General features: G+C 57.0%; 17 protein-coding genes. 8 read left to right on the plus strand and 9 right to left on the minus strand.

Annotated elements, in window-relative coordinates:
• Positions 1-64: 64 nt before the first annotated feature.
• Together V8L73_RS03365 and V8L73_RS03370 are read right to left on the minus strand one after the other, a co-directional pair.
• The gene (locus tag V8L73_RS03365; RefSeq protein WP_347254112.1) at positions 65-3,490 is read right to left on the minus strand and encodes an Ig-like domain-containing protein; all 3,426 of its coding nucleotides are present in this window, start codon (positions 3,488-3,490) and stop codon (positions 65-67) included.
• A 545-nt stretch (positions 3,491-4,035) separates the two neighbouring features.
• Positions 4,036-4,812 carry an SDR family oxidoreductase gene (locus tag V8L73_RS03370; protein ID WP_347254113.1) on the minus strand — a complete coding sequence of 259 codons (777 nt, stop codon included), beginning with the start codon at positions 4,810-4,812 and terminating at the stop codon, positions 4,036-4,038.
• A gap of 185 nt (positions 4,813-4,997) precedes the next feature.
• Here V8L73_RS03370 and V8L73_RS03375 point away from each other — a divergent pair, with 185 nt between their 5' ends.
• Positions 4,998-5,924, plus strand: a complete 927-nt coding sequence (locus V8L73_RS03375; RefSeq protein ID WP_347254114.1) for a LysR substrate-binding domain-containing protein — start codon at positions 4,998-5,000, stop codon at positions 5,922-5,924.
• Positions 5,925-6,006: 82 nt separating this feature from the next.
• Positions 6,007-7,602 carry a hypothetical protein gene (locus V8L73_RS03380; protein WP_347254115.1) on the plus strand — a complete coding sequence of 532 codons (1,596 nt, stop codon included), beginning with the start codon at positions 6,007-6,009 and terminating at the stop codon, positions 7,600-7,602.
• Positions 7,603-7,681: 79 nt separating this feature from the next.
• Here the strand turns inward: V8L73_RS03380 and V8L73_RS03385 are convergent, their stop codons facing one another.
• Positions 7,682-8,845, minus strand: coding sequence for a mandelate racemase/muconate lactonizing enzyme family protein (locus V8L73_RS03385; protein WP_347254116.1), 1,164 nt, complete (start codon positions 8,843-8,845; stop codon positions 7,682-7,684).
• Between the two features lie 123 nt (positions 8,846-8,968).
• On the opposite strand from V8L73_RS03385, the gene V8L73_RS03390 reads away from it, so the two are divergent.
• Positions 8,969-9,886: a LysR family transcriptional regulator gene (locus V8L73_RS03390; RefSeq protein WP_347254117.1), complete on the plus strand. Its 918-nt coding sequence runs from the start codon at positions 8,969-8,971 to the stop codon at positions 9,884-9,886.
• Positions 9,887-10,122: 236 nt separating this feature from the next.
• Here the strand turns inward: V8L73_RS03390 and V8L73_RS03395 are convergent, their stop codons facing one another.
• The 6 genes from V8L73_RS03395 to narX form a co-directional block, all read right to left on the minus strand.
• Positions 10,123-10,626 (minus strand): hypothetical protein, encoded by a 504-nt coding sequence (locus V8L73_RS03395; RefSeq protein ID WP_347254118.1) that lies wholly within the window; start codon positions 10,624-10,626, stop codon positions 10,123-10,125.
• 170 nt (positions 10,627-10,796) lie between these two features.
• Complete coding sequence (yjiA, locus tag V8L73_RS03400) at positions 10,797-11,762, minus strand: GTPase (RefSeq protein ID WP_347254119.1); 966 nt, start codon at positions 11,760-11,762, stop codon at positions 10,797-10,799.
• A 32-nt stretch (positions 11,763-11,794) separates the two neighbouring features.
• A complete protein-coding gene (locus V8L73_RS03405) occupies positions 11,795-11,998 on the minus strand; it encodes a YbdD/YjiX family protein (RefSeq protein WP_027275654.1) in 204 nt (67 codons plus the stop codon).
• Positions 11,999-12,280: 282 nt separating this feature from the next.
• A complete protein-coding gene (locus V8L73_RS03410; protein ID WP_347254120.1) occupies positions 12,281-14,431 on the minus strand; it encodes a carbon starvation CstA family protein in 2,151 nt (716 codons plus the stop codon).
• Between the two features lie 356 nt (positions 14,432-14,787).
• Entirely contained in the window at positions 14,788-15,438 is a 651-nt protein-coding gene (gene narL, locus V8L73_RS03415; protein ID WP_347254775.1) for a two-component system response regulator NarL, read from the minus strand.
• Positions 15,439-15,463: 25 nt separating this feature from the next.
• Positions 15,464-17,272 carry a nitrate/nitrite two-component system sensor histidine kinase NarX gene (gene narX, locus V8L73_RS03420; protein WP_347254121.1) on the minus strand — a complete coding sequence of 603 codons (1,809 nt, stop codon included), beginning with the start codon at positions 17,270-17,272 and terminating at the stop codon, positions 15,464-15,466.
• A 338-nt stretch (positions 17,273-17,610) separates the two neighbouring features.
• Here narX and V8L73_RS03425 point away from each other — a divergent pair, with 338 nt between their 5' ends.
• The 5 genes from V8L73_RS03425 (at position 17,611) to narI (ending at position 26,101) form a co-directional block, all read left to right on the plus strand.
• Complete coding sequence (locus V8L73_RS03425; protein WP_347254122.1) at positions 17,611-19,023, plus strand: NarK family nitrate/nitrite MFS transporter; 1,413 nt, start codon at positions 17,611-17,613, stop codon at positions 19,021-19,023.
• Positions 19,024-19,393: 370 nt separating this feature from the next.
• Positions 19,394-23,149: a nitrate reductase subunit alpha gene (locus V8L73_RS03430; RefSeq protein WP_347254123.1), complete on the plus strand. Its 3,756-nt coding sequence runs from the start codon at positions 19,394-19,396 to the stop codon at positions 23,147-23,149.
• Positions 23,149-24,708: a nitrate reductase subunit beta gene (narH, locus tag V8L73_RS03435; protein WP_347254124.1), complete on the plus strand. Its 1,560-nt coding sequence runs from the start codon at positions 23,149-23,151 to the stop codon at positions 24,706-24,708. Before V8L73_RS03430 ends, narH begins: the two co-directional genes overlap by 1 nt.
• Positions 24,705-25,427 carry a nitrate reductase molybdenum cofactor assembly chaperone gene (gene narJ, locus V8L73_RS03440; protein ID WP_347254125.1) on the plus strand — a complete coding sequence of 241 codons (723 nt, stop codon included), beginning with the start codon at positions 24,705-24,707 and terminating at the stop codon, positions 25,425-25,427. The genes narH and narJ overlap by 4 nt, the downstream gene beginning before the upstream one ends.
• On the plus strand, positions 25,424-26,101 hold the full coding sequence (gene narI, locus V8L73_RS03445; RefSeq protein ID WP_347254126.1) for a respiratory nitrate reductase subunit gamma: 678 nt from the start codon (positions 25,424-25,426) through the stop codon (positions 26,099-26,101). Before narJ ends, narI begins: the two co-directional genes overlap by 4 nt.
• The last annotated feature ends 320 nt before the right edge of the window (positions 26,102-26,421 follow it).

The raw sequence follows: 26,421 nt of genomic DNA on the forward strand, positions 1-26,421 counted from the left end.
GGCGGTTACCGGTTGCTGATTCTGGTAACCGCCCGACCATGGCTTTGCCGTTGGCGCTTTCGATTTAGAGATCGGTCTGGCAGACCGCGCCAAATCGATAGCCCGGCGCATTATCGTAAATATGGCCGCTATAGAGGAACATATAGTAGCGCGAGTAACGCCCGGTTTCTGATGCCCAGACGGCCTGATAACTATTGCTGCTCTGCAGGCTGTCTGACCATTCGCTCCACAGGCTGCCGACCCGGGTTGTTCCGTAATCGGTGTAGTCCAACAGGTCTTTTGACGGCACCACCAGCCCTATACTGGAGCAATAGCCGTCGGCATCCGCTGGCGTCATCGTTCCGGCGCTGAACGTAAACCAGTGCGACGGGCTGAATGACCAGGTGAGCGTTCCCGTACCTATTTTCGGCACGGCGGTAATAGTCACGTTTTTCGTTCCCGACGTCGGCGTCCCTGAAAGCGTAACAACGCCGTCGCCGTTGACGGTTGCCCATCCCTGACTGCTGCTCCAGATATAGTCGCTGCCGGGCGTTGTTCCGCTATCGATCGTTAGCATGAATGAAGCGCCGATGAACCCCGTTTCCGGGAATCCGCTGTTCGGCTCGAAAACGCGGGGATATGCCTGCGTCGAATTCTTCACGTTAATATGAGTAATGCGGCTTTCTACGAACGTCAGCGTTACCGTTTTCCCCATGTCGACGTCGCTTTTCTGCGCTTTTGCCGTAATGGTGACGGTTTCCCCCATCCTGTCGGTGGCGGAAACTTGCGCCGTTCCGTTACTGTCGGTAGTAGCGGTTACGGAACTCAGCGTTGCGCTGCCGGTTACGCTAAACGTAACGGGCGTGTTCTTTACGGATTGTCCGCTGCTGGTCGTTACCGTGGCCGTTATGGTCGCGCTGTTAACGCCGTTGGCTTTCACGTTGTCCGTATTCACCGTCAGGTTGGTCACGCTAAAGGCAAGGAACGCCACTTCTTCCGTCGCCTGCTTGCCGCTACTGATGGCGGCGGTGACCGTTACCGTTTCTACAACGCTATCCGTCAGCGTGACGACAACCTGCCCGCTGTCGTTTGTGGTGCCGGAAGCGGCGGACAGCGCAGCGCTGCCGGTCACGGTAAGCGTGATCGGTTCTCCCGCTATCGCTCTGCCCGCGTTGTCTTTCAACGTGATGGTAACCGTACTGGTAGAACTGCCGTCCGCCGGCGTGCCGGTGGTGGACTGTACGGTCAGCGTCGCGCTGTTCAGGTCGGCAATAAAGCTGCTGTCTTTCGTCATGCTGCTGCCGGAGGGGAGCTTGGCCGTCACTTGAACGGTCTCAGCCAGCGTGTCGGTCAGGGTTATTTGTGCCTGGCCGCTGCCGTTGGTACTTATGCTCGTTGCGCTTAATCTTGCGCTACCCGTTACGCTGAAGGTGACCGTCGCGTTTGCCAGAGGATTGCCGCTGGCGTCGGTGACGGTCACGGTGGCCGTATTGGCATCGCTTCCGTTAGCGGTTGCGCCGCTGGTGACGACAAAATCTTTTAGCCGAGCGGAGTTTTGATCCGCCACGAACAGGCTGGAGGCCGTCGCGCTATTGCCGTTTGCCAGCGTCGCCGTAAGCGTTAATGATTCCGCTAACGTATCGGTATACGTTACGGTAGCTATCCCGCTGCTGTCGGTCACGGTCGACGGGCCGAAGGTGACCGTGGGTTTGTCGCTGCGCCAGGTGACGGCCTGGCCGCTCAGCGCGTTGCCGTTGATGTCGGTGACGGTCACTTGCGCCACGTTGGCCGTTGTTCCATCTGCCGGGCTGCCGTCCGTGGTTACCTTCAGATTAGCGATTTTCGCGCTGGCGATGTCTCCCGTGAAGTGCATCGTGCCGTTAGCGGTTTGGTTGCCGGCAGTGGCGCTGATGGCGATATCGCCGGCCGTCGTGGACGTCAGATGCACGGTGACCTTGCCGCTGCCGTCAGAAAGGCTTTCATCTTCCTTAACCGTGACGCCCTGAGGCGCTTTCCACGTTACTTTCTGGCCGATGACCGGGCGATTGTTGCCGTCAGTTAGCGTCGCTACCGCCGCGTTGGTGCTGCTGCCGTCGGCGACGGCGTTGTCTTCCGTAATCGAGAGCGCGATGTGGCTTACGGGCGCGGCGATGAAATGGCTGTCCTGTGATGCGCTGACGCCGCCGCTTTGCGCCGTAACCGGAACCGTCTGCGCCTTTGAGCTGGTCAGCGTAACGGTAGCCAGCCCGCGACTATCGGTTTGAGCGACAGGCGTGGTCAGATTTACGCCGCTGTCCGTTGGGACGCTCCAGTTTATGGGCGCGTTGCTCACCGGCTGGCCATCGCGGTTGGTTGCCAGTACTTGAAGCACGTTTTGAGTCGCGTCGTCGGCCGGGCTGTTATCCGTTACCACGGAAAGCGCCAGATGCGCTACGCCCTGCTCCGGCCTTTTACGATACTGAAGCACGATTTCATTATTGCGATCGACCAGATCATAGCGGCTTCCCGCCAGCGTACGCGTGGTCTGTACGTTTGCCGGATTAGTTTGCCAGCTCCAGCTGTTGCCAAAGCGCCAGCTGACGCCCAGCGCAAGCTGAGTATCGTGCTCGCCTTTTCCCTGCTTCTGGTTAACGCCCAGCGAAATCAGCGGTATTGGCGTGTATTCCAATCCCGCGGTGACGGCGTAGGGATTGCGCTGAAGATTGTCTTTGTTAAAGAGCGCGACCTGATTGCCGTAATACTGCTCCCAGCTCAGCTTGGCGCCCAGCTGCGGGTAGGCGGGGAGCCATCCTTCCGCCCGAACGTCGTATCCGTCGGCGGGCTTCTCCTGCCAGGTACCGTCAAAGTCGCGCGACTTATGCCAATCCGTAGTTCCCAGATAAATATTGGTAGACAGGCGCAGGTAGTCGCGCCACGCTTCCGCCCCCATGCCAACCCGGCGGTTGCCGCCGGTAAAGTCCTTGTCCATAAAGACGTTGCCGCCGTACATCCAGCCGTTTTGCCAGAAAGTGCGAACGCCGAATCCCAGGTTTCCCGTCAGGCGATCGGACGGGTTGCGCATGCCGCCCTGCACAAATAACAGGGACTTCTTGTTGTCGTAAATGGGGGCCAGCAGATCCGCGCTGCTGCTGCTCCAACTGCCGTGCCTGTCCATATTCAGCTGGATGCGGGCCGTGCCGAACTGGCTAAACCACTGCTGTAGTTCTCCCGATGCGGCGCCGACCGCAAGAGATCGGGCCGAATCAGAGGCGTTACCGGATGCCAGCATGCGAGCCGCCTGGCCCATTTCAGCTGCGTAAGGGAGCATTGCGGCATCGTTAGCGCTTTGGCGAGCAGCGGCAAGCGATGACTGCGGCGCTACGTTTTGTTCGCTGCGTTTTTCAGAATGCTGAACGTTACTGGCGGTGGATGAGGCGAAAGCACCGTTTTCCATACGGGTACAGCCAGAAATAGGCAAAAAAGCCTGTAGCAGGATCTGTGACCAAATCACTCCTGAAATATACTTTTTCATTTGGTTAACTTTAGAAAAGAAAGAGTGTTAAAAAAAAGCAGAATATCCATGTTCTGAGATCCTATTGCTTCCAATAGCCACTAAATAGCCTCGGATAAATCGCGGCGAGTTGCGGGCTTTCTACACCACCGTTACCAGCGACAATGGCCATTTCTGGGGGGCGGATGTGAGTTTTCTTGAGGATTAAACGAAGCGATGTTTGCTAAGTAAATGTTTATTTATATGGTTTGTTAATTATGTTGCCAATATATATTAAATATTCGCTTAATCGTGTTTATGGTTTGAATGATACCAGAGTCTTAATGAGGGGTGTTATTAAGAAATATTGGTGAATTGCCTATTTTTTGTAAAGGTTTGCTTCTTTTGAAAATTTAGTTATAAGGTCATTTCTTAGTTTGAGAATGATGAATTTTCCCTTGATTGGGCTATTTTTCTCGGTGGCTACGTTCCCTCCAATGGCAACTGCTGCGCTAGAGGATGCCGTTGGATATTGATGACTTGTCCTGCCTGCCGCACGGGGAGTTTTCCCCGTGCGGAACGTTAAATTACGCGTTGCGGCCCGCCATTACGCCGCCGTCGACGTCCCAAACTGCGCCGGTGACCCAGCTGGCCCTATCGGAAAGTAAAAAAGCTACTGCCTGTGCGACGTCTGCCGGCGCGCCTACGCGGCCAATCGGGTGGAAAGCGTCGAAGCTGTTCATCACATTTTTAACTTCATCTTTTGGAATAAACCCTTCATAGATAGGCGTATGGACGACCGCAGGAGAAACGGCATTAACGCGAATACCCTTTGAACCCAGCTCAATGGCCAGATTTTTGGTCAGCGCGTGAAGGCCGGCCTTGGCCATGGAGTAGGCGGAGGAGGGCGTAGCGCCAATAGCCTGCTGCGCCCACATCGAGCCGATATTGACGATAGCGCCTTTGATTCCCGCAGCGGTCATATTGCGCACCACGTCTCGGGTAATGAAGAAGGCGGCCCGGTTGAGGTTCATATAAAGATCGTAGTCGGCTTCTTCATGCTCGATAAACGCTTTGGGGAAAAACACGCCGGCGGCGTTAACCAGCAGGCTGATGTCTTTATGCTCTGCGTTGACGGTATCCATCGCGCTTTTCATCCCTTGGGCCGTCGTCAGGTCCGCAACGATAACGGAGACCTGACCGTGAGCAGCCAGCGCCTGGCGGGCGCTTTCGGCCTTGTCTTTGCGGTTGCCGACCAGCACGACGCTGCCGCCGCCGTCGAGAACCATTTTGGCAGTTTCAAATCCCATGCCGCTGGAGCCGCCGACGACTAATAATTTTTTTCCTGTAAACAGAGCGCCCATTTTTCCACCTCTTTAACGTAATGAATTTTATGAGGCCCGTCTCCCCGGAAACCCCATTGCATAGGCGCATAGTGTCATCCAGAGAGGGCGTTGACGACTCAGAAGAAATAGCGATACGAGAAAGAAAATCTTTCTCGTGATGGGTATACTGTACGCAACGTGCGGAAAGTAGGAGGCAGTGACGGGTGCGATCGCTCAACAGATTAAAATGGCTTCATGCCTTTGAGGCTACGGCGCGCCACGGCAGCTTTACCGGCGCGGCCAGAGAACTGGACGTCACGCCCGCGGCCGTAGGGCAGCTGGTCAGGGCGCTGGAGGACTGGGTAGGGCATCCTCTTTTTCAGCGCAGCCGCTCGGGCAGGGCGCGCCTGACGTTGGTTAGCGACGCTCGGGATGCGCTTGAGGACATCACTCAGGGGCTGGACGATCTGGAGGCCGGATTGAACAAGCTTCGTGGACGAAGAGCGCGCTCCGTCGTCGTGCTGACGGCGTCTCAGGTTCTTGTCATGAACTGGCTCATGGAGCGCCTTAACCGCTTTGCCGAAGCTTATGAAAATATCGATCTGCGCCTGAACGTCACCGAAAGGCTGATGGACGTCTCTCACGGAGAGGCCGATCTGGGGATCCGCTGCGGTAAGGGGAACTGGCCCAACCTGGATAAAACCTGGCTGATGGATGAAGAGGCGGTGCTGGTGTGCAGCCCGCTGCTTCTGCCGCCGGAGCAAGAGAGCTGCGCGGAGTGGTTGTCTTCGCAAAAGCTCATCCACGATGATACGCCGCATCCGGGAGCGAATTTTCCCTCATGGGACGACGTGCTGGCGTCAATCGGCGCGCCAAAGGCGAAAGAACGCGGGCTGCACATCAACTCGACGTCGGCCGTTATTCTGGCGGCGCTCAGCGGGCGCGGCGTGGCCATCGTGCGAAGGGCGCTGGTCAAGCAGGCGATTGAGTTAGGCCAGCTTCGGCAGCTTCACCCCGACCGCCACTGGCCGCTGTCGTGGTCTTACTATATCGTTACGCCGCAGCAGTCCAGAATGCGACCGGAGGTAAAGCTGTTTCACGACTGGCTGGTGCAGGACGTTTTGTCGTCGACTCTTCAGAAAGACCTTTGATAGCGCTTTTTAGACAGCGCGCGGGCATTTTGCTTTATGATTGGTTCGCCTTTTGAGAAGAAATAAATCATGGAGATAGCTAATGAATAAGTTAGGGAAGACGTTTTTTTCTCTTTTTTGCCTTTGTCTTATTCCGCTCCTGTCTGCCTGTGGTGTGATAGAAAATTCGCACAACGTTCAGATAGTTCAGATTAAAGATTTTTACCCTATCCGCAGTCATTCAGAAAGGAACGGCCCTGACGTTTATAACGTTGTGGATCTATCGGTAAAAACCAAATGCGGCCCCGCTCGCGCCATGCTGTCCCCCGCCTCTTTAGGCATCACCGAAGGCGAATTCGACAAAAAGTGGTTGGAACTTCGTAAGAATACCGGCCAGGAGCGGTTTTATAAGTTTACCTACGGCGAGTGCGTCGACGATGGCGTGTTTGTCACTAAGATTGTCGACTGTGCAGAAGGCGCCTGCGGCAAAGACTATAAGACCGACACGGGCAAGCTGTGGCTTAACACCTGGGCCTGGGCCGGTGACGAGATACCGATGACCCGCAATGGTCAATATACGTCGGCAAGCGAAAAAAGTCTGGCGCAGTACTTTATAGAGGTGCCGCTGAAGGAGGTTCCGGAAAAAGGAGCCTGGAAAGCGGAAATCCGCTATGCCGAAAATCCGGACGTTATCGCAATGGACGCCTACGTCGATAGTCCGGACTTTCTGCTGGGGAAGTTTATTCTTGACTATAAGGCGCGCTATCTCAGCGGCAACCTCTATAGGGAAGGCGCTTTCGACCGGCAGGGTGAGGAGCAGGGAAAGGTCGTTCACTACTATGATTCGCCCGAGAAAATCAGCAGCGTAAGCCACTACCTGAACGGCAGGCTGGACGGAGAGTACGTCTCCTACAATAAAAACGGCACTCTGGCGGAGAAGAGCCTGTTTCAGGATGGCAAGGACGTCACTAAAAATGGCGTGGTTTACGGCCCAAATGGCGAAGTTCTTAAGCGATATAACTATAACGACAAGGGCAATAAGGATGGCCCGCAGGTTAGCTATTATCCAGACGGAAAGGTTAAATCGCGGGAAAACTATGTCGACGGTTCGGCCGCAGGGCAAGAACACTATTGGCCTAACGGTAAAATCAAGCTGAGAGAGGCCTATAAAAACGGCCACCGAATAGCAGAAGAAAACTGGTATGAAAGCGGCCAGAAAGAATCGGAATCTTTTTATAACGAACGCTATCAAAGCATCGGGACGCACAAAAAGTGGTATGAAAACGGCAAGCAGAACAGCGAGTCCCGTTACCGTGCCAACGGCGTCAGAGTAACTATGACGCATTGGAATAAGGACGGGAGCCTCTCATACCGTGAAACGTACGATAGCAAAGGCAGACAGCTCAGCAGTGAAAACTGGTTTGACAACGGCAAGCGGAAGAGCCGGAAAACGTATAACGGCGGACAGAAGGCTAAAGAGGAAACCTGGTACGACAATGGAAAACTGAGGGAAAGGGCGACTTTTGTCAACGACAGCTGGAAAGCGCGTGAGACGTGGCGCCAGAACGGCACGCGAGAAGAGCGGGTTGTTTATACCAACGGCGGCGATATTTCTCTTATTGAGGAATTTGATAAAACCGGGAAATTGGAAAAAAGGTACAACTGCAGAGCTTCTTCACGTTCGTGGAAGTGTTTGTAGGGATAATTACAGCTGCTGATCCTCATGTTTTGCAATGCCTACGTATTCGCCCGCGCCTTAGCGCGGGCCTTTCCCATCGCTACTGCGCCAGCTCGCTCATCACTTTAATCAGATCTGATTTGCCCTCAAAACCGATGCCGGGCAGCTCCGGCATGACGATGTGCCCGTCCTCAACCTTCACCGAATCGGGGAAGCCGCCGTAGGGCTGGAACAGGTCCGGATAGCTTTCGTTGCCGCCTAGCCCCAAGCCCGCCGCGATGTTCAGCGACATCTGATGCCCGCCGTGGGGAATACAGCGCGACGGCGACCAGCCGAACTGTTCAAGAACGTCCAGCGTGCGCAGGTATTCCACCAGGCCGTAGGAGAGCGCGCAGTCAAACTGAAGATAGTCGCGGTCCGGTCGCATGCCGCCGTAGCGCAGCAGGTTGCGGGCGTCCTGATGGGAGAACAGGTTTTCCCCGGTCGCCATCGGCCCCGGATAGAATTCGGACAGCGACGCCTGCAGGGCGTAGTCCAGCGGATCGCCGACTTCCTCGTACCAAAACAGCGGGTATTCACGCAGCATTTTGGCGTAGGCGATGGCGGTTTCCAGATTAAAGCGACCGTTGGCATCCACTGCTAGCCGGGCTTCGCCGCCAATTTCGTCCAGCACCGCTTCGATGCGCCGCTGGTCTTCCTCAAGCGTCGCGCCGCCAATCTTCATTTTTACCACGTTATAGCCGCGATCCAGATAGCTGCGCATCTCTTTACGCAGCGCGCCGAGGTCCTTGCCGGGGTAGTAATAGCCGCCCGCCGCATAGACGAAAACGCGCGGGTTGGCCTCAATGCCCTTCATGTCGGCCAGCAGGCGAAACAGCGGCTTGCCTGCGATTTTCGCCACCGCGTCCCAAACCGCCATGTCCAGCGTGCCGACGGCCACCGAGCGCTCGCCGTGGCCTCCGGGCTTTTCGTTAGACATCATGACGTCCCAGATGCGGTGGGGATCGAGGTTGTCGCCGCGATCGTTTTGCAGGCGTTCAGGATCTGCCTGGAGAATGCGGTCGCGAAAGCGCTCGCGGATAAGCCCGCCCTGGCCGTAGCGGCCGTTGGAGTTGAAGCCGTAGCCCACGACGCGCTTACCGTCGACCACTACGTCGGTCACGACGGCCACCAGGCTGGTGGTCATCTTGCTAAAGTCGATATAGGCGTTTCTGATGGGTGAGGCGATGGGTTTAGTAATTTCGAGTACGTCAACGATGCGCATGGTTATCTCCTGTTATGCCGTTTTCTTTGGTAACGACAGCGTTGAAAAGTTTTATAGAGCCTTGCTAACCCCCACTCTATGCGTTTAAAGTTTGTTCATCTAATGCCAATGCGGATTGCTGTAATGCAAGATATGCATCGTTTCGAACTGACGTGGCTTGAGGACTGCGTTGCGCTCGCGGACACGCTCAACTTCTCCAAGGCGGCGGCGCTGCGTTATGTGACGCAGCCCGCGTTTAGTCGACGCATTCAGTCGCTGGAGGAGTGGGTGGGAACGCCGCTGTTTGCCAGAAATCGCCGGGGCGTTCAGCTGACGGACGCAGGCCAGCTGTTTTGTAAGCAGGCGCCGGACTTGCTAAGAACGCTGTTCGCCCTGAGAGACGAAGCGCGGGACGCCGCAGGAAAAGGGCAGTCCAGCGTTGTCTTTTGCGCCACTCATGCGCTGTCATTCTCCTTCTTCCCTGAGCTTATGAGGCGCAATGAACACATCGCCAGGTTCGGCGCCTTCCGCCTGCTGTCGGACACCATGCGGGCGTGCGAAAGAATGCTGATGCAGGGAGAGGCGCAATTCCTGCTTTGCCATCGCCACGCCCACATGCACAGCGAACTCGATCCCGAACGCTTTACCAGCGTACGCATGGGGCAGGACGTGCTTATCCCCTACAGCGCCGCACGGCCCGGCTCAATCGAGCCCGTTTGGCCGCTCGACGGCAAAACCAGGTTTCCCTACCTGTCGTTCAGCAATGCGTCGGGGTTGGGGCGCATTATCGCCAACAGCCCGGCGGTTAGCCGCCTGCGAAAAAGCATGGACGTCGCCTTCACTTCGGATTTAGCCGCCACGCTGCTCGCCATGGTCAGAGCCGGAGACGGTGTCGCCTGGCTGCCGCAAACGCTGGCCGAGCCGGACGCCCAAAGCGGCAAAATTGTCGCCGCCGCCGGGCAGGAAAGCGGGCTGTGGATCCCGGTTGAGATTCACCTGTATCGGCCAGTAAATAAGATGTCTTTAGCGGTGGAGGGGCTGTGGGGGAGTTTTTGTGAATAATATTAATGGGTGTGGGGATGTATGTCTTCTCCACGGATGTGGGGGTATTTCTAGCGACTATAACCCAGCGAATAAGTGAAGGGGAAATTTTTCACCGCTGGTCAACGGTCTGGTTGTATTGCCTATGTATATAGTGGTAGAAGTGGAAGGCGCACAAGTGAATATCAACCAATTTAATGCCAACTCTTCAAATGGTGGAATAATAGGAATAATTTCCCATTATTCCGACAAGAAAATTAAATTTTTATTTCACAAGCCGATACAAAACGGGTTACAGCGGCTGTTGATCCAGAGACATTTCCAGAAAATGAAGTTTGGTTTTCTCCGTCGTTAGTTTGTATACCAACAAGAATTTTCGACTTAGCACTTTTTAGTTGTTTCAGTAGTTCTTTTATTGTTTCTGATTCATCAGATGCAATTTGTAGTTTTTGTGCATTTCTCCTCGAAAGTATGGCGTGTAATTTTTTTGCATCAAACCCATCAATTTTTATAATTAAGTCCATAGATATACTAGGCACTGCATCGGACGATTTATCTTCTTCAATATATGCAACACTCAGTTTTTCTTTTGTGCAATCAAAAATAATCGCACTGTATAATGAATTAAGTTCACCATACATCATTGCTTTCTTCCCGCCAGAAAATAAATCATCATCAACATTCGTTATCCACTGAGCATGAGCTATTGGCGATACAAAAGCAAAAATCATAAGCATTTTGATAATAATTTTTCTCAACATCTGTCCTCCTTGAGCTTCGCTGAACACGAATAATAATCATAGTAGAAACATAAGGCTATAAGTAAAAAATAAAGAAGACAATATCAATTACCCGAAAGTTACAAGTGAATGCCCGATTTTCAGCATCGGTTCCTGATTGGGGCTGTACCAAACACCCCCTTCCCATAGTTTTATACCTCCCTCCTCAACCCTGCAAACGTCTCCCGAATCGCCCTTTCCGGCAGCTGAACGCCGATAAACACCAGCGTGCTTTGGCGCGCTTCCTGCGTTTCCCACTCTCTGTCCCAGTCGGCGCTGTAAAGGCGCTGAACGCCCTGAAACAACAGGCGTTTGGGTTGCCCCTCGATCCACAGTATGCCCTTGTAGCGCAGCAGCCTGTCGGCAAAGCCCAACAGCAGGTTTTCCATCACTTTTGAAACTTCGTCTAGCGCCACCGGGTAGTCGAGGTGGACGACGATGGACGAAACGTCATTTTGCTTATCGGGAATAAAGTGGAAGCGCGGCTTTTGCGGCAGCACGTTTTCTTCCAGCATAAAGCCGTTGGTGTTAAACAGCTGCGCCAGGTCGATATCGCCGTGAATAACCTTATAGATTGGCGCGCGGGCGTTGATGCGCTGCAGGCGCTCGATAAGCTCGTCGTTGTCTTTGGCGACGTCGGTTTTCGTTAGCAGAAGCCTGTCGGCATAGCCTATTTGCGACTGGGCGATGGTGAACTGGTCCATCTGCTGCCAGGCGTGTACGGCGTCGACCAGCGCGATAACGCCGTCGAGCAGGTAGCGCTGGCAGATGACCTCGTGGGAGAAAAACGCCTGAATAATCGGGCCGGGATCCGCCATGCCGGTGCATTCGATGATCAGCCTGTCGAAGGCGACGGAGCCTTTGTCCAGCCCGTCGAGCAGGTCCAGCAGTGCGTCTTCTAGCTCTTTTGAGCGGGTGCAGCAAATGCAGCCGTTGGTCAGCGTTTTAATCTGGGTGGCGCGGTCGCCGATGATTTCGGCGTCAACGGGAGCGTCGCCGAATTCGTTTTCAATCACGGCGATCTTATAGCCGTGCCGCTCGTTGAGAATATGGCGCAGCAGAGTGGTTTTTCCTGCGCCGAGAAAGCCGGTGAGTAGGGTTACTGCTATGGGTTTCATTCGATGTCTCCTGTACCGACAGGCTACGCGGCCTAACAGCAGCGCATGCCGCCTTTCCCGTCTCCGCCGTAGCGCGCCTGCTGGCGCTCGCGAAAGAATTCGGCGTAGGTCATTACGGGTTGGTCGGGGTGGGTAGTTTTCACGTGCTGAACGTAGGTATCGTAGTCCGGTATGCCTATCAGCATGCGGGCCGCCTGACCGAGATACTTTGTTGCTTCGCCTAATTGACCGAACATGGGAGATTTCCTGATAAGAATTAGCCCGTTAGATGTGGACGAGCACTGATGGCAAACCTATTAAATCGACCTCAGTGGATATTCCGACCGTAAGGACAATGTGCCTATATAACCACAGTGCTCGGTCGGAAGAGCGCTTGTATTAGCTTTAGGAGCGCGTCGGGCATAGCCTTCCTAGGGGGACTTCGTTGGCTTGCGCCAAGTCGACCCCAACGGAAGACTCTCCCTCCGATTGGATTTCGTAGGTCAAATTTATCTAAGACCTACGGAACCAAACTGAACCTAGTGTCCCATAGAGGTTTTAACGCCTCCCTCGGGGACTGGGACGTACGGCGTTTCCTTGTCGGTGCGCTCGGTGCCGTTGCGCGCCTTCATCCAGGTACGAATGCCGTAGAAGATGATGCTGTACACCACCACCAGGAACAGGATGCTCAGGCCGGCGTTGGTGTAGTTGTTGATCACGATGTGGTTCATGTTGGCAATCTGCTGCGCCGTCAGCTCGCCGCCGGCGGCAATGCGCGCCTTGTATTCGCTGGCCATGTAGAAGAAGCCTTCGAGCTGCGGGTTGGTGCTAAACAGCTTCATGCCCAGCGCCCAGGTGGTGCAGATAAGCAGCCATACGGCAGGTACGACGGTGACCCAGATGTACTTGGTGCGCTTCATCTTCACCAGTATCACGGTGCACAGCACCAGCGCCACGGCGGCCAGCATCTGGTTGGAGATGCCGAACAGCGGCCACAGGCTCTTAACGCCGCCCAGCGGGTCGACCACGCCCTGGTATAGCAGGTAGCCCCACAGGCCCACGCAGCCTGCGGTGCCAATGATGCCGGCGACCAGAGAATCGGTTTTCTTCAGGAACGGAATGAAGTTGCCCAGCAGGTCTTGCAGCATGAAGCGGCCTGAACGGGTGCCCGCGTCCAGCGCGGTCAGGATGAACAGCGCTTCAAACAGAATGCCGAAGTGGTACCAGAAGCCCATGTCGGCCATCGGCATGATCTTGTGGAACACGTGGGCAATACCGACGGCCAGCGTCGGCGCGCCGCCTGCGCGGTTCAGTACCGACGGTTCGCCGATGTCCTTCGCCGTTTGCAGGATCTGCTCCGGAGAAATAACGAAGCCCCAGGAGCTGACGGTAGCCGCCGCCTGTGAAGTGACGTCTTTCAACTGAGCCATAATCATCGGCGCGTTGTCGCCGCCCAGCTCGTGCAGGTTAGGCATGGTGATGCCCAGCGCGGCCGGTGGGGTGTTCATGGCGAAGTACAGGCCCGGCTCGATGATAGAAGCGGCAACCAGCGCCATGATGGCGACGAAAGATTCCATCAGCATGGCGCCGTAGCCGATAAAGCGGGCGTCGGTTTCGTTCGCCAATAATTTCGGCGTAGTACCTGAAGAAATCAGCGCGTGGAAGCCGGAAACGGCGCCACAGGCGATGGTGATGAACAGGAACGGGAACAGCGCGCCCTTCCACAGCGGGCCGGTGCCGTCAATGTACTGCGTGACCGCCGGCATTTTCAGATCCGGGTTGAGGATAACGATCCCCAGCGCCAGGCCGACGATAACGCCGATCTTCAGGAAGGTCGCCAGATAGTCGCGCGGCGCCAGAATAAGCCATACCGGCAGCAGGGCAGACACGAAAGCGTAGCCGATAAGCGTGAAGGTGATAGTGGTGTCTTTAAAGGTCAGCGCCGGGCCCCAGTACGGGTCGTGCGCGATAACGCCGCCAAAGTAGATGGAGGCGACCAGCAGCACGATGCCGATAACGGAAACTTCACCCACCCGACCAGGGCGGATAAATCGCATGTAGATACCCATAAACAGCGCGATCGGCACCGTTGAACAAACGGTGAAGACGCCCCAGGGGCTTTCCGCCAGCGCTTTTACCACAATCAGCGCCAGTACGGCGAGGATGATTATCATGATAAGGAAGCAGCCGAACAGCGCGATGGTGCCGGGCACAGAGCCCATCTCTTCTTTTACCATCTCGCCCAGAGACGCGCCGTTGCGGCGAGAAGAGATAAACAGCACCATGAAGTCCTGCACTGCGCCTGCCAGCACGACGCCGGCCAGCAGCCACAGCGTACCGGGCAGATAGCCCATCTGTGCCGCCAGCACCGGGCCTACCAGCGGGCCAGCGCCTGCGATGGCCGCAAAGTGGTGGCCGAACAGCACGTAGCGGTTGGTAGGAACGTAGTTAAGGCCGTCGTTATTGATAACGGCGGGAGTCGCGCGGGTGGAGTCCAGCTTCATCACCTTTTGGGCGATGTAGAGGCTGTAGTAGCGGTAGGCGACCAGATAAACGGAAACGGAAGCGACGACGATCCACAGCGCGCTTACGTGTTCCCCTCTGCGCAAGGCGACGACCGCCAGGCAGAAAGCGCCGATGATCCCGAAGACCACCCACGGTATATGCTTAAGAAAGCTGTTTTTGTTCATAAAAGACCTACTTGTCAGACAAACGCAAACGGCCGAAGCCGCATCGATGTAGTCGTTATATTTGGGAGTTTTTTTGCGATTTTTTGGAAATTCAGGACACAGTCTAAAAACTACGACCACGGTAGCTATGATGGCGGAATCGCACTACGGGAGGAGGAGGAATTGGTTGAGCGGTTGTATAACGGGTTAAGCGGTTATTTGGAACATCGAACGGTTTTTCCACGACCAAAGTCGGCCAGGTTTTGTGATGAATATCACTAAATTACGGTGAAAGAAGAAAACGTACGGCCTGCGCAGCGACAGGAGAACCGTTCTCTTATCGGGATTGCGGCACGATGAGAGAACGGTCCTTGAGCCTAAAACACCTTTTCCTGCAGCGCCCAAATGGCGGCTTCAACCCTCGACTTGAACTTCATCTTCTTCAGCAGGTGCTTTACGTGTACCTTGACCGTGCTTTCGGTGATGTCCAGCCTGCGGGCGATAAGCTTATTGGAAAGCCCCTGCGCGATGAGCTTGAGGATGTCGCACTCGCGGGCGGTGAGCTGCTGGATGTCGCGTTCGGAGGTAGGCTTGCTTTCCCTCAGGCTCGCGGCCAGCACCTGCGTCAGCGTTTCGCTTAGCACCATTTGCCCTGCGGCCGCCTGCCTCAGCGAGTGGATCAGGTTTTCCGGCTCCATGTCCTTCAACAGATAGCCGTCGGCGCCGCGTTTGAGGGCGCTGACCACGTCGTCTTCGACGTTAGAGACGGTGAAAACTACAACCCGACCGGACAGCGGCTTCGTTCTGAGCTTATCCAGCGTCTCAAGGCCGTTCATGCCCGGCATATTGAGATCGAGCAGGATAAGATCCGGATCCAGCGCTTCGGCAAGCTCGATGCCCTGCTGGCCGTTGCTGGCCTCGCCGACGACGGAAAGCGTCGGGTCCAGACTGATAAGCTGCTTAACGCCGTTACGCAACATCGGGTGGTCGTCTATTAGCAGAATGCCGTACTGCTCGTCTTGGGGCATATCCAGACTCATAAACTACTCCTTCTTATGACGTGGCCGGAGACCAAAGGGCCTCCGGCGGGAAAACGATGCGAACTTCGGTTCCGCCTTCCGGCAGGGGCAATAAGGAGAACTCGCCGTTCAGGCTGCGTGCGCGGTCGGCCATGATGATAAGCCCGTAGTGGCTGCGCTGCGTCTGGCTCTGGCCGATGCCCTTGCCGTTGTCGCGAATGCTTAGCTCGATGCCGTCGCCGGTTTGCCCGACGGAAATGGAAACCTGACTGGCTTCGGCATGCTTGAGCACGTTGCTCAGCGCTTCTCTGGCTATTTGCACCAGATGAATGGCCTGAAGCGAAGAGACGCGCCGAGCCGGCAGGCGATAGTCAAAGTCGATGGCAAACCCGAGCCGCTGGTTAAACTCTTCAATCGTCACCTGTAGCGCCGGTAGCAGCCCCGGCTCGGTCAGCCGAAGGCGGAAGGTGGTCAACAGCTCCCGAAGCTGGCGGTAGGCGGTGTTGAGCTCTTCGCGCATCTCTTTGAGGATCTTTTGCTGCCCTTCGGGCAAGTCGGGATACTGCATTTGCAGGTAGCTTATCTGCATCTTGAGGCAGGAAAGCGACTGGGCTATTGAGTCGTGCAGCTCGCGGGCGATAGCGGAGCGCTCTTCCATTACCGCCAACTGCTGCTTCTGTTCCGACTGTAGCTCCAGCGCCAGCGCGCCCGCCAGCTGTTCGGCCAGCGTGTTGACAAGCTGGCGCTGGCCGTCGGTGAGGGCTGCGCCGTGGGGCAGGCGGCCAAGCATCAGGCCGTAGCGGCCGTCCCGGTCTTTTAGGCTCCAGCTTAGCGTTTCACCGTCAGGAGCTTCCTGATGCGCGTTGGCGCCGATGGTGTCCTCAAGGCAGGCGAAGCAGTTTGGCGCCGGGCAGGCGGCCGGGCGTTCAGACTGGTCGCCGCAAAATTCGTTCAGGCGCTCTTCGCCGCTGTTCTCGTACAGCTGAATTTGCAGCGCGCGCAGCGGCGTCAGCGCCTGCAGCTCGCCTAATACCGACATCAGCCGGGAGCACAGCGGCGCGTTGGAGTGCAGCTGTCGACTGGCGCGATACAGGTAGGACAGCACCTGATTCTTGTGCTGTAAATCCTCGGTTTTTTCGGCCACCCGCATTTCCAACTGCCCGTACGTGTGCGACAGTTCGGTCGACATGGCGTTAAGGGCGCCGCCCAGCGTCGCCATTTCGTCTTGATGATTTCCCTGCGGGAAGCGCTGGCTGAAGTCTCCCTGGCCGATGGCTTTTGCCATGGCGAGCAGCCTGCGCCAAGGGTGCAGCAGGCGGCTGCGCAGATACCAGATGGTCGTCAGTAAAAGCAGCAGCGTGAGGGTGATACACACTTTTTGCACCAGCGCGGCCTGCGCCAGGCGCTTTTCGGTCTGTTGGTCAATGGAGGAGACCAGTTCGTCCAGATGGCGAACGAATCCGGCGACGTCTTCAGCCGCCTGCCGTGGGCTTTTCGCCTGCGTCAGCGCGGGCCTGAGCTGGGTTTGCCAGTAGTGCCTCAGGCGGTCATAGCGAGGCTCCAGCCCCTCCTGCTTTACGGTATGCCGTAAAACGGGGCTGTTGAGCGACTTTTCCAGTTCGTCAAAATATCGCTGGTCGCTTTCAGCAAGCGGCGTCATCGACAGCAGCCGGTAGCTCTGCATTCGCAGAGAGCCGGAGGTGTTAATCGCGTGGGCGTTGCCCTGAATGCTTTGCGCAATCCATCCGGACACGCTCATGCCGACTACGCCGAGCGTACCGATAAGCAGCATCAGGATGACCACCTGACTGATAATGGAAAAACGTGCGCAAAAGTGTTTCATTCAGAGAAAATCCGGTCTGTATTCGCTGGATTGATGTCTAACAATCGGAAAACTAACGCCTAACGGACGTTTTAAACCATTGTCGGCAATAACCCTATACCCACAATGAATTACCTCTTAATAGCCCTCTCTTAAGCATAGTGAAAAACGCCCCGGTCTGCGGTGTTTTAACGTCATGATTGATAATGGCAAATAAGATTTATCGACCGTACTCCTTAAGTGAGAAGCGTCAATTTTGCCCGAATCGCTACCTGAAGCCGCTTTGATTTGCGTCAAGCTTGGGCCCGCCGCGTGTGCGTACAACACCGCCAATCAAGCTGACAACGGCAGAGGTTTTTATGACACGTTTATCTACCCCAAAAGCGGAATCAAAGGGAGCGATGATTCAGGACTGGCGACCGGAGGATCCTGCATTTTGGCAGCAGGGCGGGCAGCGGATTGCGAATCGAAATCTGTGGATTTCCATTCCCTGCCTGCTGCTGGGCTTCTGCGTATGGATGCTGTTTAGCGCCGTCGCGGTCAATTTAAATAAGGTCGGGTTCAACTTCACTACCGACCAGCTGTTTATGCTGACGGCGCTGCCGTCGGTGTCCGGCGCGATCCTGCGCGTTCCCTATTCGTTCGTCATTCCGCTTTTCGGCGGCCGCCGCTGGACGGCCATCAGCACCATACTGCTGGTTATTCCCAGCCTGTGGCTGGGCTTCGCCATTCAGGACGCCGCGACGTCGTTTAACACGTTTGTGGTGATTTCCCTGCTGTGCGGCTTCGGCGGCGCGAACTTCGCCTCCAGCATGGCCAACATCAGCTTCTTCTTTCCCAAGAGCAAGCAGGGCGGCGCGCTGGGGCTAAACGGCGGGCTGGGCAACCTCGGCGTCAGCGTGATGCAGCTGGTTGCGCCGCTGGTGATTTCCGTCGGCATCTTCAGCCTTTTTGGCGGGCAGGGGGTTGAGCAGCCGGACGGCAACGCGATGTGGCTGGAAAACGCAGCCTGGATATGGGTGCCGTTTTTGATTGTGGCCACGCTGTTTGCCTGGTTCGGCATGAACGATCTGGCAGCGTCCAAGGCGTCTTTAAAAGACCAACTGCCGGTGTTAAAGCGCGGCCACCTGTGGGTGCTGAGCGTGCTTTATCTGGCCACCTTCGGATCGTTTATCGGCTTTTCGGCAGGCTTCGCGATGCTCTCCAAAACCCAGTTTCCGTCGGTCGTCATTATGCACTACGCCTTCTTCGGCCCGTTTTTGGGCGCGCTGGCTCGCCCGGTCGGCGGCGCGCTGTCTGACCGATTCGGCGGCATTCGGGTAACGCTGGTGAACTTTGTCGTGATGGCGATATTTTCCGCGCTGCTGTTCCCCACACTGCCGGAACTGGGCGGCAGTTCGTTCTTTGCGTTTTACGGCGTGTTCATGGTGCTGTTTTTAACCGCCGGCCTGGGAAGCGGTTCCACCTTCCAAATGATTGCGGTGGTGTTTCGTAAGATTACCCTCGATCGCGTTAAGGCGCGGGGCGGCAGCGACGAACAGGCCCAGCGCGAAGCGGTGACGGACACGGCGGCTGCGTTAGGGTTCATCTCCGCCATCGGCGCCGTCGGCGGTTTCTTTATTCCTAAAGCCTTCGGCTCCTCGCTGGAGCTGACCGGCTCGCCCGCCGGCGCGATGAAGGCCTTTGTGGTGTTTTACATCGCCTGCATTCTGATTACTTGGCTGGTGTATGGCCGCAATTTGAAAACGCTGGCGACCAAAAAACCACGTTAATTTTTACCCGCGTTAGCCTCCCTTCTGGGGAGGCTAACGCTCTCCTTCCCAACCAAGGTTTACCCCCAAATAGTCTATGCGCCAAACCAGGCCTTGGTATTTGTACGATAGTCGAGATTACCAGATATTAATCAATGCATTACGGCATGTACCACCCATTATCCTTTGGTGGTATTCCGTACAAATGCGTGGGTTTTAGCGCCCGATGGCCTTGATCCCAGTCAATTATCGCGCGCGAAACGGCGATTACCCTGAGGCCGAATTCGAGCAATTGTTGACCCTGACGCCGCCGCCTGTCGGTAGCGAAATGGAACCAGACAGATACCATAACGACAGAGGCTTTTCAGGCCTCGTACTAGGAGAATTCCGGATGAGCAAATTTCTTGACCGGTTGCGCTATTTCAAACAGAAAGGTGAGGCGTTCGCCGATGGCCACGGCCAGGAGCTGAACGTAAATCGCGACTGGGAGGACGGATACCGCAGTCGATGGCAGCACGACAAGGTCGTACGCTCGACCCACGGCGTTAACTGCACCGGGTCATGCAGCTGGAAAATTTACGTCAAGAATGGGCTGGTCACCTGGGAAACCCAGCAAACCGACTATCCGCGCACCCGTCCGGATTTGCCTAATCACGAGCCTCGCGGCTGCCCGCGCGGCGCTAGCTATTCCTGGTATCTGTACAGCGCCAACCGGGTGAAGTACCCGATGATGCGCAAGCGCCTGCTGAAGCTGTGGCGCGAGGCCAAGAGCCATCACAGCGATCCGGTCGATGCCTGGGGCTCTATCGTCGGCTCGCCGGAAAAAACCAAAGAGTATAAGCAGGCCCGCGGGCGCGGCGGCTTCGTTCGCTCAAGCTGGCAGGAAGTGAATGAGCTTATCGCCGCCTCCAACGTCTATACCGCCAAAACCTTTGGCCCGGACCGGATTATCGGCTTCTCGCCCATTCCGGCCATGTCGATGATTTCCTACGCTGCCGGGGCGCGCTACCTGTCGCTTATCGGCGGCGCCTGCCTGAGCTTCTATGACTGGTACTGCGACCTGCCGCCGGCGTCGCCGATGACCTGGGGCGAACAGACCGACGTGCCCGAATCCGCCGACTGGTACAACTCCTCCTATATTATCGCCTGGGGTTCCAACGTACCGCAGACCCGCACGCCGGACGCCCACTTCTTCACCGAGGTTCGCTACAAGGGAACCAAGACCGTTGCGGTTACGCCGGACTACGCGGAAATCGCCAAACTGTGCGACCAGTGGCTAAACCCGAAGCAGGGCACCGACAGTGCGCTGGCGCTGGCGATGGGGCACGTTATTCTCAATGAGTTCCACGTCAAGCGTCAGACCGAATACTTTGCCGACTATGTTCGTCGTTACACCGACATGCCGATGCTGGTGCTGCTTGAGCCGCGCGAGGGCGGACACTACGCCGCCGGGCGCATGCTGCGCGCGTCGGATCTGGTTGACGGTCTGGGGCAGGAAAACAACCCCGAGTGGAAAACCGTCTCTATCGACGCGCGCGGCGAGCTGACCGCGCCGCAGGGCTCTATCGGCTTTCGCTGGGGCGACAAGGGCAAGTGGAATTTAGAACAGCGCGACGGTAAAACCGGCGAAGAGGTTAAGCTGCGCCTGAGCCTGCTGGATAACCACGACGACGTCGTTGACATCGGCTTCCCTTACTTCGGCGGCGCCGAGAGCGAACACTTCAACGGCGTAGCGCTGGAGGACGTGCTGCTCCACCGCCTGCCGGTCAAACGCCTGCGCTTGGCGGACGGCTCCGAAGCGCTGGTGACCAGCGTGTACGACCTGACGCTGGCCAACTACGGCATCGAACGCGGGCTGGATGACCAAAACTGTGCGACAGACTATGACGACGTAAAGGCCTACACCCCCGCCTGGGCAGAGCGGGTCACCGGCGTTAGCCGTCAGAACATCGTGCGCATCGCCCGCGAGTTCGCCCAGAACGCGGAGAAAACGCACGGCCGTTCGATGATTATCGTCGGCGCCGGGGTCAACCACTGGTACCACATGGATATGACCTATCGCGGCCTTATCAACATGCTGATCTTCTGCGGCTGCGTAGGGCAAAGCGGCGGCGGCTGGGCGCACTACGTCGGACAGGAAAAGCTGCGTCCGCAGACCGGCTGGCTGCCGGTGGCGTTCGGGCTGGACTGGCAGCGCCCGCCGCGCCACATGAACAGCACCTCGTTTTTCTACAACCACTCAAGCCAGTGGCGCTACGAAACCGTGAAGACCGACGAGCTGCTGTCGCCGATGGCGGACCGGTCCCGCTTTAGCGAAAGCCTCATCGATCTCAACGTGCGCGCCGAACGCATGGGCTGGCTGCCTTCTGCGCCGCAGCTGGGCGTAAACCCGCTGCGTCTGGCTGAACACGCACGCTCCGCCGGGCTTTCGGTCGTGGACTTCACCGCGCAGAGCCTGAAAGAGGGCCGCGTGCGCTTCGCTTCGGAGCAGCCGGACAGTCCGCAAAACTTCCCCCGCAACCTGTTTATCTGGCGCTCGAACCTGCTGGGTTCCTCCGGCAAGGGGCACGAGTACATGCTTAAGTACCTGCTCGGCACCGAAAACGGCATTCAGGGGCTGGACCTCGGCCAGCAGGGCGCGGTTAAGCCGCAGGAGGTTGAGTGGCGCGACGAGGGCGGCGAAGGCAAGGTCGATTTGGTGGTGACGCTGGACTTCCGCATGTCCAGCACCTGCCTCTACTCCGACATCGTGCTGCCGACGGCGACCTGGTACGAAAAAGACGACATGAACACCTCGGACATGCACCCGTTTATTCACCCGCTGTCCGCCGCCGTCGACCCCGCCTGGGAGTCAAAGAGCGACTGGGAAATCTACAAGGGCATCGCCAAAGAGTTCTCCCGCGTGTGCGTTGGGCATCTGGGTAAAGAGACCGACGTGGTGACGCTGCCGATTCAGCACGACTCGGCCAGCGAACTGGCGCAGCCGTTTGGCGTGCTGGACTGGAAAAAGGGCGAATGCGATTTAATTCCAGGCAAAACCGCGCCGCACATCATTGCCGTCGAACGCGATTATCCGAACACCTACGCTCGCTTCACCTCCCTAGGCCCGCTGATGGACAAGCTCGGCAACGGCGGCAAGGGCATCAGTTGGAATACTCAGGACGAAGTCGAATTCCTGAAGAAGCTGAACTATACCCAGCCGGAAGGCGCCGCCGCCGGTCGGCCGAAAATCGACACGGCGATTGACGCTGCTGAAGTGGTGCTGTCTCTGGCGCCGGAAACCAACGGCCAGGTAGCGGTTAAGGCCTGGCAGGCCTTAAGCGACGTAACCGGCCGCGACCATACCCATCTGGCGTTGAATAAAGAAGACGAGAAGATCCGCTTTCGCGACATTCAGGCCCAGCCGCGCAAGATCATCTCCAGCCCGACCTGGTCAGGATTGGAGGATGAACACGTTTCCTATAACGCCTGCTACACCAACGTCCACGAGCTTATTCCGTGGCGGACGTTGAGCGGCCGTCAGCAGCTGTATCAGGATCACGAATGGATGCGCGCCTTCGGCGAAAGCCTGCTGGCCTATCGTCCGCCGATCGATACCAAAGCGGTGGAGCCGGTGCTGGGCAAAAAGCCTAACGGCCACAAAGAAAAGGCGCTCAACTTCCTGACGCCGCACCAGAAGTGGGGCATTCACTCCACCTACAGCGACAACCTGCTGATGCTTACGCTGTCGCGCGGCGGCCCGATCGTTTGGCTGAGCGAAGACGACGCTAAAGATCTGGGAATCGAGGACAACGACTGGATCGAAGCGTTCAACGCCAACGGCGCGCTGACGGCGCGTGCGGTGGTCAGCCAGCGCATTCCGTCCGGCATGACCATGATGTACCACGCGCAGGAACGTCTGATTAACCTTCCCGGTTCCGAAATCACCGGCCAGCGCGGCGGCATTCACAACTCCGTCACCCGCGTGACGCCCAAGCCGACCCACATGATCGGCGGCTATGCGCAACTGGCCTACGGCTTTAACTACTACGGCACCGTGGGTTCCAACCGCGACGAGTTTGTGGTGGTGCGCAAGATGAAAAACGTTGACTGGCTGGACGGTGAAAACGACGGCTACGTTCAGACAAACGGGCAGGAGAAAGCATAATGAAAATTCGTTCACAGGTTGGCATGGTGCTCAACCTTGACAAGTGTATCGGCTGTCATACCTGCTCCGTGACCTGTAAAAACGTCTGGACCAGCCGCGAAGGCATGGAATACGCCTGGTTCAACAACGTTGAAAGCAAGCCCGGCCTCGGCTATCCGCACAACTGGGAAGATCAGGCGCAGTGGAAGGGCGGCTGGATCCGCAAAATCAACGGCAGGCTTGAGCCGCGCATGGGCAATCGCGTCGGCGTGCTGTCGAAGATCTTCGCCAACCCGGACGTACCGGGGTTGGACGACTACTACGAGCCGTTCGACTACGATTACCACCATCTGCAAAACGCCCCGGAAAGCAAGCATCAGCCGATCGCTCGCCCCCGCTCTTTGATTACCGGCAAGCGGATGACCAAGATTGAAAGCGGCCCGAACTGGGAAGAGATTCTGGGCGGCGAGTTCGAAAAGCGCAGCCGCGATGCCAACTTCGCCAATATGCAGAAGGAGATGTACGGCCAGTTTGAAAACACCTTCATGATGTACCTGCCGCGCCTTTGCGAACACTGCCTCAACCCGGCGTGCGTGGCGACCTGCCCGAGCGGCGCTATTTACAAGCGGGCGGAAGACGGCATCGTGCTTATCGATCAGGACAAATGCCGAGGCTGGCGCATGTGCCTGACCGGCTGCCCGTACAAGAAAATCTACTTTAACTGGAAGAGCGGCAAGTCCGAAAAGTGCATCTTCTGCTATCCGCGCATTGAGGCCGGTCAGCCGACGGTGTGTTCGGAAACCTGCGTTGGGCGCATTCGCTATCTGGGCGTGCTGCTTTACGACGCGGATAAAATTGCCAACGCGGCGTCGGTGGAAAGCGAGCAGGATCTCTATCAGCGCCAGTTGGACATCTTCCTCGATCCGAACGATCCAGCGGTGATCGCGCAGGCGCTGGAGGACGGCGTGCCGCAGGGCGTGATTGAAGCAGCCCAACAGTCGCCGGTGTACAAAATGGCGGTGGACTGGAAGCTGGCCCTGCCATTGCACCCGGAATACCGCACGCTGCCGATGGTGTGGTACGTGCCGCCCCTGTCGCCGATCCAGTCCGCCGCCGACGCAGGCCAACTGCCCCACAGCGGCGTACTGCCGGACGTAGAAAGCCTGCGCATTCCGGTGGAGTATCTGGCTAACCTGCTGACCGCCGGCGACACCGAGCCGGTGCTGCTGGCGCTGAAGAGAATGCTGGCGATGCGCCACTATAAGCGGGCGGAGACCGTTGACGGCGTGGTGGACACCAGCGCGCTGGAGCAGGTCGGCCTGAGCGAAGCGCAGGCGCAGGAGATGTATCGCTATCTGGCGATCGCCAACTACGAAGACCGCTTCGTTATTCCATCCAGCCACCGCGAGCTGGCCCGCGAGGCGTTCCCCGAAAGCAAGGGCTGCGGCTTTAGCTTCGGCGACGGCTGCCACGGCAGCGACAGCCGCTTTAACCTGTTTAACAGTCGCCGTATCGACGCTATCGACGTCAGCCCTCGGACGCCTCGCGACCCGGATATTCAACGGGAGAAAAGCGCATGATCGGTTTGAAGATGATTGCCCGCCTGCTGGACTACCCCGATGAGGCTCTGTGGGCCCATCGCGATGAGCTGACTGCGGCGCTGGAAGAGGCGCACGAACCGACGATTAGTCGTTCGGCGCTGCTGATGCAGTTTATTCGCGACTACACCGGGCAGGACCTGCTGGACGCCCAGTCTCAGTACTGCGAGCTGTTTGACCGCGGCAGGGCGACGTCCCTGCTGCTGTTTGAACACGTGCACGGCGAGTCCCGCGATCGCGGTCAGGCGATGGTTGACCTGATGGGTCAGTATCGCGCCGCCGGGCTGGAAATCGACAGTCGAGAGCTGCCGGACTTCCTGCCGATGTATCTGGAGTTTCTGGCCAGCCGTGACGAAGCAACCGCACGTCAGGGGTTGTTGGACATCGTTCCGATCCTGGCGCTGCTGGGCGCTCGTCTGAAGGAACGCCAGAGCCGTTACGCTATTTTGTTCGATCTGCTGCTGGGCCTGTCCGGTTCGGACGTTGAGAGCGCGCAGCTTGAGGATAAGGTCGCTCAGGAAGCGCGGGACGACACGCCCGCCGCGCTGGACGCCGTCTGGGAAGAAGAGCAGGTCAAATTTCTGGGAGACGAGGGCTGCGCCTCGGCGCAGCAAACGGCGCACCAGCGTCGCTTCGCCGACGCCGTGGCGCCGCAGTATCTCAGTTTGGACGCCACTATGGTGGCAGGAGAACGCCAATGAACTACATAAACCAGTTCTTTTTTGATATTTATCCGTACCTGGCCTTGGCCGTTTTCCTCATCGGCAGCTGGCTGCGTTACGACTACGGCCAGTACACCTGGCGCGCCGGTTCCAGCCAGATGCTGGACAAAAAGGGCATGCGCTTGGCCTCTAATCTGTTCCACCTTGGCATTCTGGGCATCTTCGCCGGCCACTTTTTCGGCATGCTGACGCCTCACTGGATGTACGAGTCGTTCCTGCCGGTAGCCGTCAAGCAGAAGATGGCGATGTTCGGCGGCGGCGCCAGCGGGGTGATGATGCTGATTGGCGGCGCGATGCTGCTTAAGCGTCGACTGACCAATCCGCGCGTTCGCGCCACTTCAAGCGTAGGGGATATTCTTATCCTGACGCTGCTGGTGGTTCAGGTGCTGCTGGGGCTTTTGACCATTCCGGCCTCCGCTCAGCATATGGACGGCGGTGAAATGATGAAACTGGTGGCCTGGGCGCAGTCGATAGTTACGTTTAGAACCGGTGCGTCGGCGCATCTGGAGGGGGTAGCGCTGGTCTTTAAGCTCCATATCGTTCTTGGCCTGACGCTGTTTATCCTGTTCCCGTTCTGCCGCTTGGTGCACATTTGGAGCGCGCCGATAGAATATCTGACTCGTCGCTATCAGCTGGTGCGCAACAGGCACTAGCAGTTTTGGTCAGTCAACGTTGAATGAAGGCGCACCCTACGGGCGCGCCTTTTGCCTGTATCCCCTTCCGTTCGGCCCTTTGGCCGCTCGCTGAGAATCGTCTGACGCTTTAATAGCAGCCTGATGCTCCTTTATCTCCTTTTAGTTCATTTTTATCATAAAAATCAGTTGGTAGTCATTTATTGGTTATGACAAAATCGCCCGCCGCTTTCGGGCGATTATTCGAATAATTTTTATAAATTATTGAGGTTTTTCTATTTTGTTTCCGTCCTTATTATCCGTCAGGGACGGGGTATAAGAGATACGCGGTTATCTCCATT

This window comes from Leminorella grimontii (assembly GCF_039789245.1).
GTDB classification, from domain to species: domain Bacteria; phylum Pseudomonadota; class Gammaproteobacteria; order Enterobacterales; family Enterobacteriaceae; genus Leminorella; species Leminorella grimontii.